We start from the raw sequence: 14427 nt of genomic DNA, 5'->3' as shown, positions 1-14427 counted from the left end.
ACACACATTTCCGCAGGCCACAAGCTCACTTCGCCTCACCTCACCCCATCCGCCGCATCTGTACCAAAGGTGGGGGCTCTGCCTGCACGCTCCGTCGGTCGGCCGCCCACGCACCACCTCCGGCCACAGTCGGCCACCGTCTCGTGTTTTGTGAAGGAGTCCCACATGAGCTCGTCCCCGTCCCGCCGGTCCACCCTGCAGGCCGCCGGCGCCATCGCCATGGTCGGTTTGGCCGGCAGCATGGCGGGCACCGCGCAGGCCGCTGCTGCCACGACGGAGGAGACCTCCGGCACCGGCGACAGAGTGGTCGTCCACCCGACTCTTCCGCTGGTGCCCCTCAACACCTCTTTCACCGTAAAGGTCCGTCCTGCGGGCGGCACCTGGCAGAGGATCGACGTCTACCTGGCCAAGCTCGCGCTGATCGATCCCGTCACCGGCAGCAACAAGGCGCAGAACTCCTCCGTGGCCGCCTTCGACTTCTCCGGCACCGTCGAGGTCGAGGTCATCTACAACCCGGGCGGCGCCGAGAAGTTCCGGGTACGCCCGGATTCGTACGGCATCACCCCGAAGGTGCTGGGCAGCACCGCGCGCTTCACCCTGGACGGGCCCCGCAACGTCGTCATCCAGGTCGACGACAAGATCTTCGACTGCCTGCACCTGCTCGCGAACCCGCTCGAGCAGGAGAAGCCCGCCGAGGACGACAAGAAGGTCATGTACTTCGGGCCCGGTCTGCACACCACCTCCGACGGGACGCTGAAGGTGCCCAGCAGCACCACCGTCTACCTGGCCCCCGGCGCCGTCCTCACCTCCCAGGTGATCTTCGAGAACGTGGAGAACTCCCGGCTGATCGGCCGCGGCGTGCTCTACAACTCCGCCGGCGGCGCGCTCTTCATCCACAAGGCCGAGAACGTCACGATCGACGGCATCACGATCCTCAACCCCCGTTATGAGAACGTGCGGGTCGCCGAGTGCCAGAACCTCAAGATCAAGAACCTGCGCGCCTTCAGCCATCAGGGCTGGGGTGACGGCATCCAGCTGTACTGCTCCGAGAACGTCACGATCGACGGGTGCTTCCTGCGCACGTCCGACGACTCCGTCGCCCTGTACACCCACCGCTGGGACTTCTACGGCGACACCCGCAACATCACCGTCAAAAACTGCTCCCTGTGGGCCGACGTCGCCCACCCCATCAACATCGGTGTCCACGGCAACTCCGACAACCCGGAGATGCTGGAGAACCTGAACTTCAAGAACATCGACATCCTCGACCACCGCGAGCCGCAGGTGACCTACCAGGGCGCCATCGCGTTCATGGTCGGCGACAGCAACCTCGTCCGGGACGTGAAGTTCGACGACATCCGCGTGGAGGACTTCCGCTGGGGCCAGCTCATCCACATGCGGCTCGAGTACAACAAGACGTACAACACCTCGGCCGGTCGCGGCATCGAGTCCGTCTACATCAAGGACCTCAGCTACAACGGCAAGAACGCCGACCTCTCGGTGATGCTGGGTCTGAGCGAGGAGCGCCTCGTCAAGGACGTCACCTTCGAGAACCTCCGCGTCAACGGCAGGCTGATCGCCGACAGCACGGGCAAGCCGAGGTGGTACCTGGCCTCCGACGGCGTGCCCATGCTGGTCAACGAGTACGTGCAGAACCTCCGCTTCCTCACCACCGAGGAGGCCGCGGCCCTGTGACCGCCGACGGTCGGCCCCGGCGTCTTCCGGAGTGAACGCCGGGGCCGTCCCCGCGATCCGGCGACGGGCGCTCGGATCGGCATGCACCACACCCCATGGAGAGTTGTATGTGGCAAGAATCAGGGATGAGGCTCAGACAGACGCGGTGGTGGGCGATAGCCGCCATGGTGTGTGCTCTGCTCGCGGCCTTTGTTCCGGCGTCTCCCGCGGCGGGGGCTACGGCCTCCGATCCGGCGGCCGGCGCTTTCCCCACCGTCACGCTGAAGGAGGTCACGAGCAGCGACGGGTTCGTCCACCCCGGTATCGCGGTGAGCGCGCCGAACCTGCGGCTGGCGCGTCAGCAGGTGCTCGACGGTGTGGAGCCGTGGACCTCCTACTACGCGGCCATGCACGGCACCAAGTACGCGTCGCGCACCCTCACCGCCGTCAACGGCGGGTCGGGGGTCGACACCCCGAAGTCGGACGCGTTCAACTCGCAGGGCATCGAGTCCAGGTTCATCCAGGATGCCTTCGGTGCCTACACCCAGGCGATCGAGTACTTCATCACGGGTGACCCGGTCTACCGCGCGAACGGTATGCACATCATCCGGACGTGGTCCCACATGGACCCCGCGAAGTTCGCGCCGTATCCGGACGACCACATCCACGCCGGCGTCCCGCTGATGCGTATGCTCGCCGCGGCCGAGATCTTCCGCTACTCCAGCGTGAATCCCGGCTCCGACGGCTACGACACCGCCTGGACCGACGCGGACACCACGAACCTGACCAAGAACCTCATCACGCCGGCCATCAAGACCCTGCTCGACGGCAACACGTTCTTCATGAACCAGCAGTTGTACCCGATCGTCGGTGAGCTGGCCGGCTACATCTTCACCGACAACCGGGCCGGCTACGAGCAGGCCGTCGAGTGGTTCTCGGTCAACAAGACCAACCCGAACAAGCACACCAACGGAGCCCTGAACTCCCTGCTCCGCGTGATCAGCGCCGACGACCCGCTGAACCCCTACGGCCACGCGTTCGTGCAGCATCAGGAGATGGGCCGCGACCAGGCCCACGCGTGGGACGGCATCGCCATCGCGACCGAGATCTCCCGCATGCTCACGGTGCAGGACACCCGGCTGGACCCGGTCGCCGGAACCGTGTCCACCAAGCCGGACGCCGTGTCCCCGTTCCGGTTCGGCAACGACCGGCTGCTCGCGGGAGCGGACGCCTGGTACGCGTACATGATGGGCAAGACCGTCCCGTGGATCGACACCACCGGCGGTCCCGGCAAGGTCTCCGAGGCCTACCGGGGACGTCTGTTCTCGCCGATCGACGAGCTCTACAACATCTATCGGTACGGCTTCGGGGTCGACGTCAAGGACGAGGCCCCCAACGTCGCGAAGGCGAAGCAACAGGCCGACGGCCCCGAGTTCTTCTGGGGGACGGGGGCGTACAACTTCTGGAACAGCAATCCCGACTACAACCCGGACTACTGGCTCTCGCTGCCCGAGAAGGTGGCCGGGCAGACCCGGACCAAGCAGACCGACCCCCTGGTGCGGGTGGCGCAGCGCAGCATCCCCCTCGACGGCCGCTCCGAGGTCCGCGAGGGCGACGGACAGGACATCGTCCGGATGCGGGCGTCGAAGAAGGGCGCCACCATCGCGGTCCGCACCCTGATGTACGACAGCCGTGACGGATACAGCCCTGTGGGAGTGCTGATCCGCACCAACGGCCCGGCGACCCTGGAGATCCGCAAGGACATGTCGCTGAAGCCGTACCACACCGTGAGCCTGCCCGACACCCACGGCACATGGCGTTACGTCACCTACGACATGGACAGCGGCATCCTTCATGGCAGCACCGCGGGCGACAACCTGGCGTACTACACGGTCGTCGGCGCCTCGGACGTGAACGTCGACATCGACAGCGTCAACCTCCAGGCCAAGACGCAGCTCACCCCGCCGTCCTTCCCGCAAGGGCAGCGGACCACCCTGATCGGGGTGGCCGGCGCGCCGCTCAAGCAGTCGCTCGCCGCGACCGACTCGGGCGGCGAGACCCTCACGTACGAGGCGTCCGGTCTTCCCGAGGGCGCCACCATCGACAGCTCCACCGGAGCGTTCAGCTGGACACCCACGAACTCCCAGACGGGTGAGGTCCACGCTTCCATCGTCGCCTCCGACGGCAAGACCGACACCGTCCTGAACCTCGACCTGGTGATCGCCCCGGACCGGGCGGGCGCGCTCACCGCGGCCCAGGACGGGTTCGATCCCAAGGCGACGTACGTCCACGAGACCCTCCAGGAGTTCAAGGACGCGGTGTCCTCCGTCAAGGCCACGATCGACACGGCCGACGACAGCACCTTCCTGGACGGACTGGTCACCGTGCAGGACGCGGTGAAGGCGCTGCAACCGCTCAACCCGAAGCTCGCCGACGGCACCCTGAGCTATGCCTCGCTGGTGACCTCGTCCCTGTCCGCGACGAACGTGTGGAACATGGTCGACGGTGATATCAACACCTTCTCCGGCGATCTGCGGGCTCCGTTCACGCTGGACTTCGGGGCCGGGTTCCGGGTGCGGGCCGACGCGTTCGGGCTCCAGGCCCGGTACAACTTCGGCAACCGCTCCGAGGGCGCCAACGTCTACGGGTCGAACGACGGCTCCACCTGGACCCTGCTGACCTCACGGGAGACCACCAACACCACCCCGGACTTCAAGATGGAGACCATCCCGGTTCTGTCCAAGGTCCAGGACAAGTCGTTCCGGTTCCTCAAGGTCCAGGTCGACGACCCGGGCGTGCCCACCGACCCGAGCTACCCCGGGATCTCCTCCTTCAGCGAGTTCCGGATCCACGGTTCCCGGGCCGAAACGGCCCAGGCCATCAAGTCGGCGACCCTGTCGTCCAGCAACTCCGACCCCAAGCAGGCCGTCAACGGTGACAAGGTGACCCTCGACCTGGTGGCCACCCAGCCGCTGGCCAAGGTGAACGTGCGCATCGAGGACGTCGACGCGGAGGTCACCAGCACCGACAGTGAGCACTGGCGCGCCACGGCGGTGTTGCCGGAAGACGTGGACTTCGCCCGCGCACTGCGCTTCACGGCCGACTACACGACGGCCGACGGCGAACCCGGCTCGACGGTCTTCCAAACCACCGACGGGTCGTCGCTCCAGCTGTGGAACACCCACATGGTGCCCGACCGGATCGACCAGGCCTGGGTCGACGCGTCCACCCCGCCGTGGCCGGGGACCGGCACCACGGCAGCCAACGGGTGGCGGATGTTCGACGGCGACATCGCCACGTACACCGACACCACCACCTCGAACGGCTGGGTGACCGTCAAGCCGACCGACGGCTCCTCGCTGGCGGTCGACGCCGTGACGGTCCGCCCCCGCGCGAAGTACGCGAGCCGGGCCAACGGGACGGTGCTGCAGGGCTCCACCGACGGCGGGAAAACCTGGACGACCTTCCTGACCATCACGGGCGTGACCAGTGACCAGCAGTGGTACACGTTCAAGCTGCCTCAGCACACGGTGATCCCGATGCTGCGGGTCTACGACGGGCACGGTGGCAACACCAACATCGCCGAGGTCCAGCTGCTGCGGTTCGACTCGTCGTCGCAGTAACGCCCAACCGGGAACGGGCGGCGACCTCGTCGCCAGACGCGGGCAGCCGCCCGTTCCCGGCCACGGTCGCCACGACCGGGCAGACAGCCACTAAGACAGCTTCAGCGTCCAGACCGTGCTGTCGTAGAGGTCATGTTTCACGTTGAGGACCTTCGAGTCCCTTGGCGCGACGTACGCGAACTTGCCGGTCAGCATCTGGCCCGGCGGTATGGTGCCATCGAGGCTTGTGCCATAGCCATCACCGGATATGTTGTCCGCCTTGGCGCCGCCGTCCAGCGTCACCTCGGGGCTGAAATACGTTTCGATGCTCTCGGCACCCGTGTTTCTGATGGTGACCGTGAACGTGTACGCCTTGTAGCCGGGATCGGGAGTCTGCGCAGCGGGGTCGGCACTGTCGGGGACGTAGGCCTCGACCGGCGATACCGTGATCGTCCGCTTGCTCCTGTACCGGGCGGTTTCGCCGGCGCTGAAAGTGTAGGTCTGGTACTTCCCGTTCGGGGTCCCCAGGTCGTCGATGTTCTTTCTCGAGCTGTTGCTCGAGCCGGCGTCGGAAGTCGTGCCGCCTCCGTCGTCCGAGTCGCCCATATTGCTGATGGTGATCACGAGTAGCACGACCAGCGCGGCGCTGCACGCGGCGATGATCCAGGACCGGTAGGAGCGTTGGCCGGGTGGACGGGGGGCGGGCGTCGCAGGAGGCGTACCGTAGCCGGCGGGTTGCGGGGGTGGTCCTCCGAACGCGGTTGGCGCGTACGGTGAGACCCCGCCGGGCGGCATGGGGGGTGTGCCGTAGCCGGTCGCGTGGGCGGTCGGTGTCGGGGCCGCCCCGAAGGATGGTGGGGTTGCCCCGAAGGGCGATGGCGTTTCGGGGGTTACGGCGGTTGGTGTCGGGCCGGCCTGAGGCTCCTCCGAGTCCAGCAGGCCCACGGCTCGGCGGCCGAGTCCGGCGATGAGGGTTCCGGGTAGCCATGGCTCGGGGCTCTGTTTCAGGAACTGGTTGCTGTTGTTGTCTTGGTTGTGGTGCCAGAGGTTGCCGTCGGCGGTGAGTCTTAGCAGCTCCTCCAGGCCGGGGCGGGCTGCCGGAGTGGGAGCGAGGCAGGCGGTGATCAGTTCCCGCAGCCGGTCGGGGATGCCGTCGAGGTTCTTCTCGTCCTGGATGATGCGCAGCATGAGGACGTGCATCGCGCTGTACGGGTCGCCGAACGGGCTGCGTCCGGTTGCCGCGAAGGCGAGGACCGAGCCGAGGCAGAAGATGTCGGAGGCGGCGGTCAGCTGTTCTCCCCGGCACTGCTCGGGTGACATGAATCCGGGGGAGCCCACCGTGGCTCCGGTCTGGGTGAGTGCGCTGGTGCTGTCTCCGACCGCGCGGGCGATGCCGAAGTCGATGACGCGCGGGCCGTCGATGGTGATCAGGACGTTGGAGGGTTTGAGGTCGCGGTGGACGAGGCCGGTGTTGTGGATGTCTCGCAGGGCGTGGGTCAGGCCGTTGGCGAGGGCGATCACTGATCGTTCGGGCAGTGGTCCGTGTTCGTCTGCGACGACTTCGTGGAGGGAGGGTCCGGCGACGTAGCCGGTGGCTACCCAGGGTGTCGCCGCGTCGAGGTCGGCGTCGAGTACGGGGGCGGTCCAGTGGCCGCCGATCCGGCGGGCGGCTTCCACTTCGTTTCGGAAGCGTTGCCGGAACTGGGGCTGTCGGGCGAGTTCGGGCAGTACCAGCTTGAGGGCGACGGTCCGGCCCCGGCCGGACCGCGCCATGTAGACCTGGCCCATGCCGCCCACGCCGAGTCTGCCCATCAGTCGGTATTCGCCGATCGACTGTGGGTCCTGCGGACCGAGCGCCTTCATCCCCCTGGATCCCTCCTGCCACGCCTGTGCATCGTGTGTGCTCAGGAGAGAACGCCAACCGGCCTGACCCCTGACGCGGTTCATGACGGTACCCGACCGTATTCGGTTCCTGACCGCGGCAGCCACGGCCCCAACAAGCAGCGGAATACTGCACTGCCGCTCGCCGAGTTCGACCACGTGGCCACGCGTGAACTCGGCCCCGGGGCCACGATGAGCGCCTCGGCGCTCTGTCCCAAGGGCCAAGATGGGCCCGCTGACCTGTGCAAACGGCGCGGTTCCCCGACCGTTTCGGCACACGTCTGGCACGGCCAGTGGTGGGCTCTCGCTGTGTCTGGTCCACTCATGAAAGCTCATGTCCTCCAGCGACCGGCTGAGCCGCTCGCTGGAGGACATGTTGGGGCCTTGGCGTACGTTCGCGGCGACTGATGCGGGGGCTTGCCCAGGGCCGCCTACGGCGCGCGGTCCGTCATCCCCCGAGGCCCTGGCCGAACCCGCCGTCCACGGGCAATTCCAAGCCGGTGGTGAAGGTGGCCTCGACGGCCAGGTACAGCGCGGCCGCGGCGACTTCTTCCACGGTGCCTCCCCGGCCCATGGGCGTGGTGGCGTTGCCCTGTTCGACGAACTCGGAACGCTGCTCGTCGGTCAGTTCGGCGACCCCCATCGTGGGTGTGAGGATGAAACCGGGCGCGATCGCGTTGACACGGATGCTGCGGGGAAGCAGCTCTGCGGCGAGCACCTTGGCGAAGGCGGCGACGGCCTCCTTGGCCCCGGAGTAGGCGCTCAGGCCCGGGAAGATCTGGTCATTGGAGACGGTGGTGAACACGATAGAGCCGCCCTCGGACACCAGAGGCGCCAGCCGCTGCACGGTGAAGAAGGAGCCCTTGGCGTTGACGTCGAAGATGCGGTCCCATGATTCCTCCGTGACCTCTTCGAGGGTCTGGAACTCGGCGATGCCCTGGTTGACGAACAGGTAGTCGATGCCGCCGAGGATGTCGGCGACCTGGTCGCCGAGGGCGGCGATGGCGGCCATGTCGGTGGCGTCGGACCGCACCGGGTGGGCCAGCGGGGTGTCGAGCGCCGCTTGGGCCTCGGTCAGTCGCTGTTCGCTACGCCCGGTGTAGACGACTTCGGCGCCACGGTCGGTCAGGGCCCGGACAATGGCCTGACCCATACCAATGGTGCCGCCGGTGACGACGGCCTTCTTGCCCTCCAAGGCCTTGGGGTCGATGGGCGGGGGTTGCTGGGTGCCGTGGTTCGTTGCCATGGCGGCTACGCTAAACACTGACGTTGACGTCAGAGTCAACTTCTGTGGCGGGGGTCATATGTTCATCGGAGAGCTGTCGCGCCGCACCGGCGTCAGCCCCAGAGGGCTGAGGTACTACGAGGAGCAGGGCCTGCTGCGGCCACAGCGGCGGGCGAGCGGCTATCGCGAGTTCGCCGATTCCGATGTGGCGACGGTGCGCCGGATTCGGGTCATGCTGGCGGCGGGGCTGAACACCGACCTGATCCGGGAGATGCTGCCCTGCATGGCCGACGAGGGCACCATCCTGGCCCCGACCTGCGAGGAAATGGCCCAGGACCTGCGGCGCGAACGCGAGCGCCTGAGCCGCTCCATCGATGAGCTCCAGGCCGCCCATGCCATGCTCGACTCGATCATCCACGCGGGTGAATCGGTCGCAGTCCGGGCCGACTGCGACGGATAGGTGCGCGAACTCCGGGGCACACGCTCTCGACGCGGAGCGGCGCCACGCTGAAGGACACGATGGTGCGAGCGGGCCAGTCCTCGGAGAACGCGGCGTTGATCTGTCAGCACTCAAGCCGCGCGTCAGCGCGAAGTGGCTGCGTGCATCGACGCCCACGTTGGCGTTGAGCTAATCGAACCCGCGCTCTGAGCTTGGGAATCACCGGTTGATTGCGGCCGATCAACGCATTGACCTGCGTAAACGGTGCCAGATGCGATCTTGAATGCGAGCTCCTTGTGGACCCTGTTGACCTTGGTTTACCGCTCGTTCTGGCACGCATCTGGCACGGCGGTAGCTACGGTCACTCATACACGACTGCGGCGCTCAGCGCACGAGCGAAGAACGTCCAGTCGCCGTCCGCCGACATCTCCTGGCCGAAGTATCGATACCAGCCGGGTGACCCCTTGATCCACGCCGCCAGTGCCTCTAGGTAGCGTTCAAGTGTGGGGTTCTCCCACTCATCGCCTCGTTCAAGGAGATCGTCACGCAGGCTGAGTATGTGGCTCACCAGGGCTTCCCGGCTATCGACTCCATTGGCGGGGTGGTCCGGAAGCTGCTCCATGGCGGCACCCTAGCGTGGTCTGCCGACTCTCCTCGGTCTGCACGTCGGCCTAGGCTGCCCGTCCGGTTGTGCTGGATTCTTCGGTGATCACGCGGCTGGCTGACTCGGCTCCCTGACTGCCCCGGCAAGGAGGAGCCTGACCTCTTCGTCTCGAACTACGGACGGGACGGTTGCTGAACTCTGCTCGGCTGGTCGGGCGGTCGGCTGGGACTGGGTGGCGGTGGGCGGGGGTCTCGGGGTTGTCGTACTTCGCTGCTGTACAGGACTTACCGACCACCGCCTTAGGAGTTCGATCCGATCCCGCTCCAGCTGCTGCCAGCGACTGGTGCGACGGCCGGACAGAGATGCTGGTGTGCGTCCCCGTCCGGCGTCGTTGATGTCAGCCGTGAATGTCAGACAAGCCTTCTGATCCGTAGCTCTATGTGGAGCGGTCGGTGGCGGTCACACCGGTTGCGCTACGGCCCTGGGAGGACGCCACCGGACGGGATCGGTTGCTGTGGTTGCTGTACTCCGCTGATGTACGACGCCTGATGCTGCGCTCTCCGGGCTGGTTAGCATCACCGCATGGACAACAATGAGTGGACCGTCGAACGGCATCTGGACGGTAAACCCGCAGAGATCATCACGCTCTACCACCGGTTCATCGAACTCGCCGAGGCCTGCGGACCGTTCACTTATGCGGTGGCGAAATCCGCGATCACGCTCAAGGGAACCCGGCGCGGCTTCGCTGGCGCAAGCCTGGGCACCAAGGCCCTCGGCGGATACCTCGACCTCCAGCGCAGCGTCACGGATCCGCCGATCCAGCGGTCCTCGCCCTACACCAAACGACTGTTCGTGCACCACTTCAAGGTGGTCTCGATGGATCAGCTCGACGACAAGTTCGCTGGCTGGCTGCAGGAGGCATACCAGGTCGGTCAGGGCGCACACCTGGCCCGCCCCGTCGTCGAGTAGACCCGCTCGTTCTGTGATGTGGCGCAGACGCGGCATCGCGCGGTCGGCGGAGCGACTTTGGGCGAGAGCTGCCATGGGGCGAGTGATCATGGCCCCGTAAGCTTCCGGCGAGTCGGGCAGTCTGTGGACCCTGCCCGTTAAAGCACGACGTTGGGGCCATGATCTTCGAGGCTCCCCCATGGTGGCTGCCTAAAGTCGTGGAGCCGACCGCCCCAGCCACAGAGGGTTTCACCTCCGCCCGCCGCACGTAGCGCGCCGCCGGGCGCGGCCAGCCGGGGCGAAGACAGGAGGCAGGCCGCGCTGCAGAGGCGGCGCGCGCCCGCGCCGTGCGCGGGCCTTGAACCCGTAGAGAAGGTTGTAACTCACTGCTTGCGCTTGGCGCTGTCCGGACCCGGGAGATGCAGAAGGGGGCCGCCGAGGAGTTAGCGGCCGGCAGCCTTCTGGTCAGTCGGTAGCGTCCTCAATCGCCTGGAAGATGTCCGCGTCCGTCTCCCTCTGCCAGTCCGGCAGGTCCGGCCAGTCCGCGACGTACCCCGGCTTCGGGTTTTCGAAGTGCTTGTACATCTGCGCGGTCCAGCAGGTGGCCACGAAGCGGCCTTTCTGCTCGCGGTTGAGCCGGGTGGCGTGGCCGGCGCTGACGTCCAGGAGCTGACGTACCTGGTCGTAAACGGCGCCCGCTGCTTGGCGCTCCCACTCCGGGGTCTCCTCCCAGGGGGTGACGTAGCCGGGCTTGGGCTCGCCGGGGAAGTGCTTGCGTACGCCGGAGATCCAGGCTTCTCGGAACAGACGGGCGCCGTCGGGGTGGGGCATGGGGTTGCCTTTCCTCATGAGGTGGTCAGTGCGGTGATCTCGGCCGCTAGAGCGGCGACGCGGCCGTCGCGGGTGAGGGGGCTGACAGTGGCTCGCAGGCCGAGGAGCTTTCGGGCGACGTACCCAGAGCCGGATTCGCGGGCCAGTCGCAGGGCTTCGTGGCCGTACGTGATGACTTGGTCGGCGTCGCGGCGCCTGGCGCCGATGGCGGCCATGTCCGTCAGGACAGCTGCTCGTCGGCGGTAGGACTGTCCCTGCGCCAGAGCTGCTTGGTGCAGAGCCTCCAGGAGTGTTTCTTCGGCCAGGTCGAGTCGGCCCAGTTGGACGTAGCGGGCACCGCGTTCCTCCGCGAGGCGGGAGCCGTCGAAGCGGAGCCAGCCGCCGTTGTGGCTGGGGGAGGACAGGTGCCGGACCTCTTCGGCGGTATCGAGGGCCCGCTCGCAGGCTTGGAGGTTGCCGAGCCCCGCGTATGCCTCGGCCTGCACGGCGGCTACCCAGTGGCGGGTGGACAGCGAGTGGTCACCGCGTCTGGCCACCTTCCCAGCGGCTGTCAGTGTGTTCGCTGCTTCCTGGTATCGGCGCTCGCACACATCGATGTAGGCGTGTCGTACGAGGGCACAGGCCCAGAGGTCGTACGAGCCCGCATCCCTGCTCGCGGCTGCGGCCAGCGTGTGGGAAGCCGCGGCTTCGGTGTACCGATTGCTATCGAAGGACAGCTCTCCGGCCAGCTGTAAGAGGTCACCCGCAGCCACGCACATGGACCGGAACTCCGGCCGGGAGCGGCCGGCGAAGGCGTCATTGAGGTGGGCCACTTGGTCACGTACGACCGGATACACCGCCCCTTTTGGGCGCGCTAGTTGGTAGACCTGCCACAGGTGGCCGTTCATACGAAGGAAATCCTGGGAGGACGCACGGCGCAGGCCTTCGACGAGTTCTTCGGCCTCATCGGCGGGGTCGGCGGTGAGTGCTCCGGTCACGGCTATTGCACGAAGAAACTCACGTCGGATCATGTCGTCGGCGCTCCCCGGGTCGTACTGTGCGTTGGGCGGCGCGCTTGCCGGCTCCTCGGCGGTTCGTGGCTGAGCCAGCATGGCGTCGAGTTCAGCGAGGTCGAGCTGGAGTACCGCAGCGAGTTCCGGTCGTAACGGTGGCTGGGGCACGGTCTTACCACTCTCCCAGCGGCCGACCGTCGTGCGATCGACGCCAAGGGCGTGGGAGAGTCCTTCCTGACTGCAGCCGAGAGTTTTTCGACGCTCAGCAAGTCCCACTCCCGCTCCCCCTTCGCGCCACCGGTCCCGAACCGCTGCTTCATCCGTGCACGGAGTGCGTCCAGAGTGCCGCATGGGTGCCGTGGAGTCGGGCAAGCCGGGACGGTTCACTCGAACTTGTCACTTACCCCCTCGCCTTCAGGGCAAGCCGGAGAGGCCACTGGCGCACATGGCTGTCGACACAGACCCGGGTCTCACTTCCCACCAGCGGTACACCTGCCACCTTCCCGGCGTGACTGAGAGGACACCCGCCGAGGTCCGCCGCCTACTCCGTGTTCTCCTCAACGCTCCGGCTTTCGTGCCGATAGTGGAAGAGGTGTTGTTCGTGACCACCGAGCTGCTGACCAACGTCTGGAAGCACACCGATGGGCGGTGCCGTCTGACCGTCCTGATCGCCCCCCACGGTGTCCATGTGCTCGTGCGCGACTACTCGACGGATCTGCCCGTCCAAGTCATCGCCGAAGACGACGAGGAGTGCGGCCGGGGTGTCGTCGCCGTCGACCGGTGCGCCACCCGTTTTCAGGTGACGAAGATTCCGGACGGGAAGATCGTGACGGCATTCCTCGCCGTCGGCGTGGTACGGGTGGCGGTGGACGGCGGCCGGGAGGGGAGCGACCGGGGACCGGGGGCTGGGGCATGACTTCTGGTGCGGATCTGGTGCGTATCTGGCACGCAACGGGCACGGAGGCATAGAGAGGTCTAGACAACAAACAAGGCCCGGGTCGCTGACCTGGGCCTTCGTCGTGGAGCGGGTGACGGGAATCGAACCCGCGCTCTGAGCTTGGGAAGCGACGGCGCTCGCACGGGCTCCATAGCTCTGACCAGCACGGATATCTGGACCTTGGGGTGGTTCTGTGCGTCGGATCGCACCGCTGTTGACCGTGGTTTTCCGCCCTTGCGGGCACGCGGAGGGCACGGCATCTCGGAAGGAGGGAGGCCGGCGTCACTGAGGGGACCGCTGCGCACGGGCCGCACCGCGCGGAGATCACCTGTTGGAGCGGCGTTGCGGCTGCGTAGACGCACCAGCCTCTGACGCTGGATCCCTTCGTCATCTGGTCAGAATCCCGTGCGCTTGCCACCCGCTATGCTATTTTCAATGGCATACTCGAACCGTGACTGATGACGACGTGGACTTCCCGCCCGGCGACGGCCCCACCAGCGGTATCTCCGTCACACTGACTGCCGGAACTCTGCAGGCGATCCGTGAGCGGGTCGGCAAGCGGGGCGTCTCGGCGTATCTGGAGAAGGCGGCCCAGCGGCAGATCGAGCGGGACAACCTGGACGAGCTGATCGCGGACTTCGACAGCGTGCACGGCCCGGCTGATCCCGAGGCCGTGGCGGCCAAGCGTGCCCGGCTGACGGGCGGCGCTTCAAATGCTGGGGCGGCCGCGTGAGCGGTGCCCTGGTCCTCGACAGCGAGGGCCTGGCGAAGGCCGTTCAGCGTGATCGGGAAATCCACGAGTGGCTGACGGCGGCTCGTGACGCGGACCTGCCAGTGATCACCTCGGCCGCCGTGCTGGTGGAGGTGATCCACCCGAAGATCAACGACGCCGCACTGAAGTGGACCCTGTCCCGCCTGAGCGTCGAGCCGGTGACCCAGACCGTCGCGCAATCCGCTGCCGCTCTGCTGCGGGCAGCAGGGCTGCACGGCCACAAGTACGCCATCGACGCCATGCTGTGCGCGACCACCCTGCAGCATCCCGGCCGGGTGACGATCCTCACTTCCGACGTAGAAGACATCGGACTGCTCACTGCCCAGCATCCACGCGTGAGCGCGGAGAAGGTCTGAGCTGAGGTGCCTTGTAGTGCCGGACGACGGCTCAGCCCTCGTCGAGGGGCAGCCCTTCCGCCTGGGCCCGGCTGCGGGCTCCGGAGCGGTGCAACATGGTGCCGTCGCGGGTACGTCGGCCGAGACCTCGGCAAAATCCTTCTCGTCGATGTAGCCGACGGGTTTC

Annotated in this window: 13 protein-coding genes and 2 pseudogenes; 9 read left to right on the top strand and 6 right to left on the bottom strand. The window is 66.9% G+C overall.

All coding sequences use genetic code 11. From position 1 onward, the window contains the following. Positions 1–165 precede the first annotated feature (165 nt). Positions 166–1695, top strand: a complete 1530-nt coding sequence (locus PV419_RS13730; RefSeq protein WP_319688362.1) for a glycosyl hydrolase family 28 protein — start codon at positions 166–168, stop codon at positions 1693–1695. 125 nt (positions 1696–1820) lie between these two features. Next, the gene (locus PV419_RS13725; protein ID WP_319688360.1) at positions 1821–5297 is read left to right on the top strand and encodes a putative Ig domain-containing protein; all 3477 of its coding nucleotides are present in this window, start codon (positions 1821–1823) and stop codon (positions 5295–5297) included. Positions 5298–5387: 90 nt separating this feature from the next. Here the strand turns inward: PV419_RS13725 and PV419_RS13720 are convergent, their stop codons facing one another. Together PV419_RS13720 and PV419_RS13715 are read right to left on the bottom strand one after the other, a co-directional pair. Next, positions 5388–7139, bottom strand: coding sequence for a serine/threonine-protein kinase (locus tag PV419_RS13720; RefSeq protein WP_319688358.1), 1752 nt, complete (start codon positions 7137–7139; stop codon positions 5388–5390). A gap of 466 nt (positions 7140–7605) precedes the next feature. Further along, a complete protein-coding gene (locus PV419_RS13715; protein WP_319688356.1) occupies positions 7606–8403 on the bottom strand; it encodes an SDR family NAD(P)-dependent oxidoreductase in 798 nt (265 codons plus the stop codon). 58 nt (positions 8404–8461) lie between these two features. On the opposite strand from PV419_RS13715, the gene PV419_RS13710 reads away from it, so the two are divergent. Beyond that, positions 8462–8842 carry a MerR family transcriptional regulator gene (locus tag PV419_RS13710; protein ID WP_319688355.1) on the top strand — a complete coding sequence of 127 codons (381 nt, stop codon included), beginning with the start codon at positions 8462–8464 and terminating at the stop codon, positions 8840–8842. Positions 8843–8847: 5 nt separating this feature from the next. Further along, positions 8848–9031, top strand: a pseudogene (locus PV419_RS13705) (site-specific integrase); the annotation flags it as partial. Between the two features lie 151 nt (positions 9032–9182). Here PV419_RS13705 and PV419_RS13700 read toward each other — a convergent pair. After that, entirely contained in the window at positions 9183–9443 is a 261-nt protein-coding gene (locus PV419_RS13700; protein ID WP_319688353.1) for a hypothetical protein, read from the bottom strand. 564 nt (positions 9444–10007) lie between these two features. Between PV419_RS13700 and PV419_RS13695 the strand changes: the two genes are divergently transcribed. Beyond that, complete coding sequence (locus PV419_RS13695; RefSeq protein ID WP_319688351.1) at positions 10008–10394, top strand: DUF5655 domain-containing protein; 387 nt, start codon at positions 10008–10010, stop codon at positions 10392–10394. Between the two features lie 444 nt (positions 10395–10838). Here PV419_RS13695 and PV419_RS13690 read toward each other — a convergent pair whose 3' ends face one another. Together PV419_RS13690 and PV419_RS13685 are read right to left on the bottom strand one after the other, a co-directional pair. Further along, positions 10839–11204, bottom strand: coding sequence for a hypothetical protein (locus PV419_RS13690; RefSeq protein ID WP_319688349.1), 366 nt, complete (start codon positions 11202–11204; stop codon positions 10839–10841). A 14-nt stretch (positions 11205–11218) separates the two neighbouring features. Beyond that, positions 11219–12091 carry a transcriptional regulator gene (locus PV419_RS13685; protein ID WP_319689049.1) on the bottom strand — a complete coding sequence of 291 codons (873 nt, stop codon included), beginning with the start codon at positions 12089–12091 and terminating at the stop codon, positions 11219–11221. Here PV419_RS13685 and PV419_RS13680 point away from each other — a divergent pair. Continuing rightward, positions 12080–12349 carry a hypothetical protein gene (locus PV419_RS13680; RefSeq protein ID WP_319689105.1) on the top strand — a complete coding sequence of 90 codons (270 nt, stop codon included), beginning with the start codon at positions 12080–12082 and terminating at the stop codon, positions 12347–12349. The two genes, PV419_RS13685 and PV419_RS13680, sit on opposite strands and share 12 nt — an antisense overlap. Before the next feature lie 6 nt (positions 12350–12355). Here the strand turns inward: PV419_RS13680 and PV419_RS13675 are convergent. Continuing rightward, positions 12356–12547 (bottom strand): annotated as a pseudogene (locus tag PV419_RS13675) (helix-turn-helix transcriptional regulator); the annotation flags it as partial. A gap of 157 nt (positions 12548–12704) precedes the next feature. Between PV419_RS13675 and PV419_RS13670 the strand changes: the two are divergent. The 3 genes from PV419_RS13670 to PV419_RS13660 all read left to right on the top strand — a co-directional run bounded on the left by PV419_RS13670 (position 12705) and on the right by PV419_RS13660 (position 14261). Continuing rightward, positions 12705–13112, top strand: a complete 408-nt coding sequence (locus tag PV419_RS13670) for an ATP-binding protein (RefSeq protein ID WP_319688347.1) — start codon at positions 12705–12707, stop codon at positions 13110–13112. A gap of 472 nt (positions 13113–13584) precedes the next feature. Continuing rightward, positions 13585–13866 (top strand): hypothetical protein, encoded by a 282-nt coding sequence (locus PV419_RS13665; RefSeq protein ID WP_319688345.1) that lies wholly within the window; start codon positions 13585–13587, stop codon positions 13864–13866. Next, positions 13863–14261 carry a PIN domain-containing protein gene (locus tag PV419_RS13660; RefSeq protein WP_319688343.1) on the top strand — a complete coding sequence of 133 codons (399 nt, stop codon included), beginning with the start codon at positions 13863–13865 and terminating at the stop codon, positions 14259–14261. Before PV419_RS13665 ends, PV419_RS13660 begins: the two co-directional genes overlap by 4 nt. Positions 14262–14427: the final 166 nt, after the last annotated feature.

It is taken from the genome of Streptomyces sp. ME19-01-6 (assembly GCF_033793745.1).
In the GTDB taxonomy this organism is placed as follows: domain Bacteria; phylum Actinomycetota; class Actinomycetes; order Streptomycetales; family Streptomycetaceae; genus Streptomyces.
Note: the sequence above shows the minus strand (reverse complement) of the source record. Positions and strands in the feature narration are given on the sequence as shown.

What these genes read in the sequence shown, in the direction of transcription:
- PV419_RS13730 (WP_319688362.1), top strand. Translation starts at nt 166, where the DNA reads ATGAGCTCGTCCCCGTCCCGCCGGTCCACCCTGCAGGCCGCCGGCGCC.
- PV419_RS13725 (WP_319688360.1), top strand. Translation starts at nt 1,821, where the DNA reads ATGAGGCTCAGACAGACGCGGTGGTGGGCGATAGCCGCCATGGTGTGT.
- PV419_RS13720 (WP_319688358.1), bottom strand. Translation starts at nt 7,139, where the DNA reads ATGAAGGCGCTCGGTCCGCAGGACCCACAGTCGATCGGCGAATACCGA.
- PV419_RS13715 (WP_319688356.1), bottom strand. Translation starts at nt 8,403, where the DNA reads ATGGCAACGAACCACGGCACCCAGCAACCCCCGCCCATCGACCCCAAG.
- PV419_RS13710 (WP_319688355.1), top strand. Translation starts at nt 8,462, where the DNA reads ATGTTCATCGGAGAGCTGTCGCGCCGCACCGGCGTCAGCCCCAGAGGG.
- PV419_RS13700 (WP_319688353.1), bottom strand. Translation starts at nt 9,443, where the DNA reads ATGGAGCAGCTTCCGGACCACCCCGCCAATGGAGTCGATAGCCGGGAA.
- PV419_RS13695 (WP_319688351.1), top strand. Translation starts at nt 10,008, where the DNA reads ATGGACAACAATGAGTGGACCGTCGAACGGCATCTGGACGGTAAACCC.
- PV419_RS13690 (WP_319688349.1), bottom strand. Translation starts at nt 11,204, where the DNA reads ATGCCCCACCCCGACGGCGCCCGTCTGTTCCGAGAAGCCTGGATCTCC.
- PV419_RS13685 (WP_319689049.1), bottom strand. Translation starts at nt 12,091, where the DNA reads ATGAACGGCCACCTGTGGCAGGTCTACCAACTAGCGCGCCCAAAAGGG.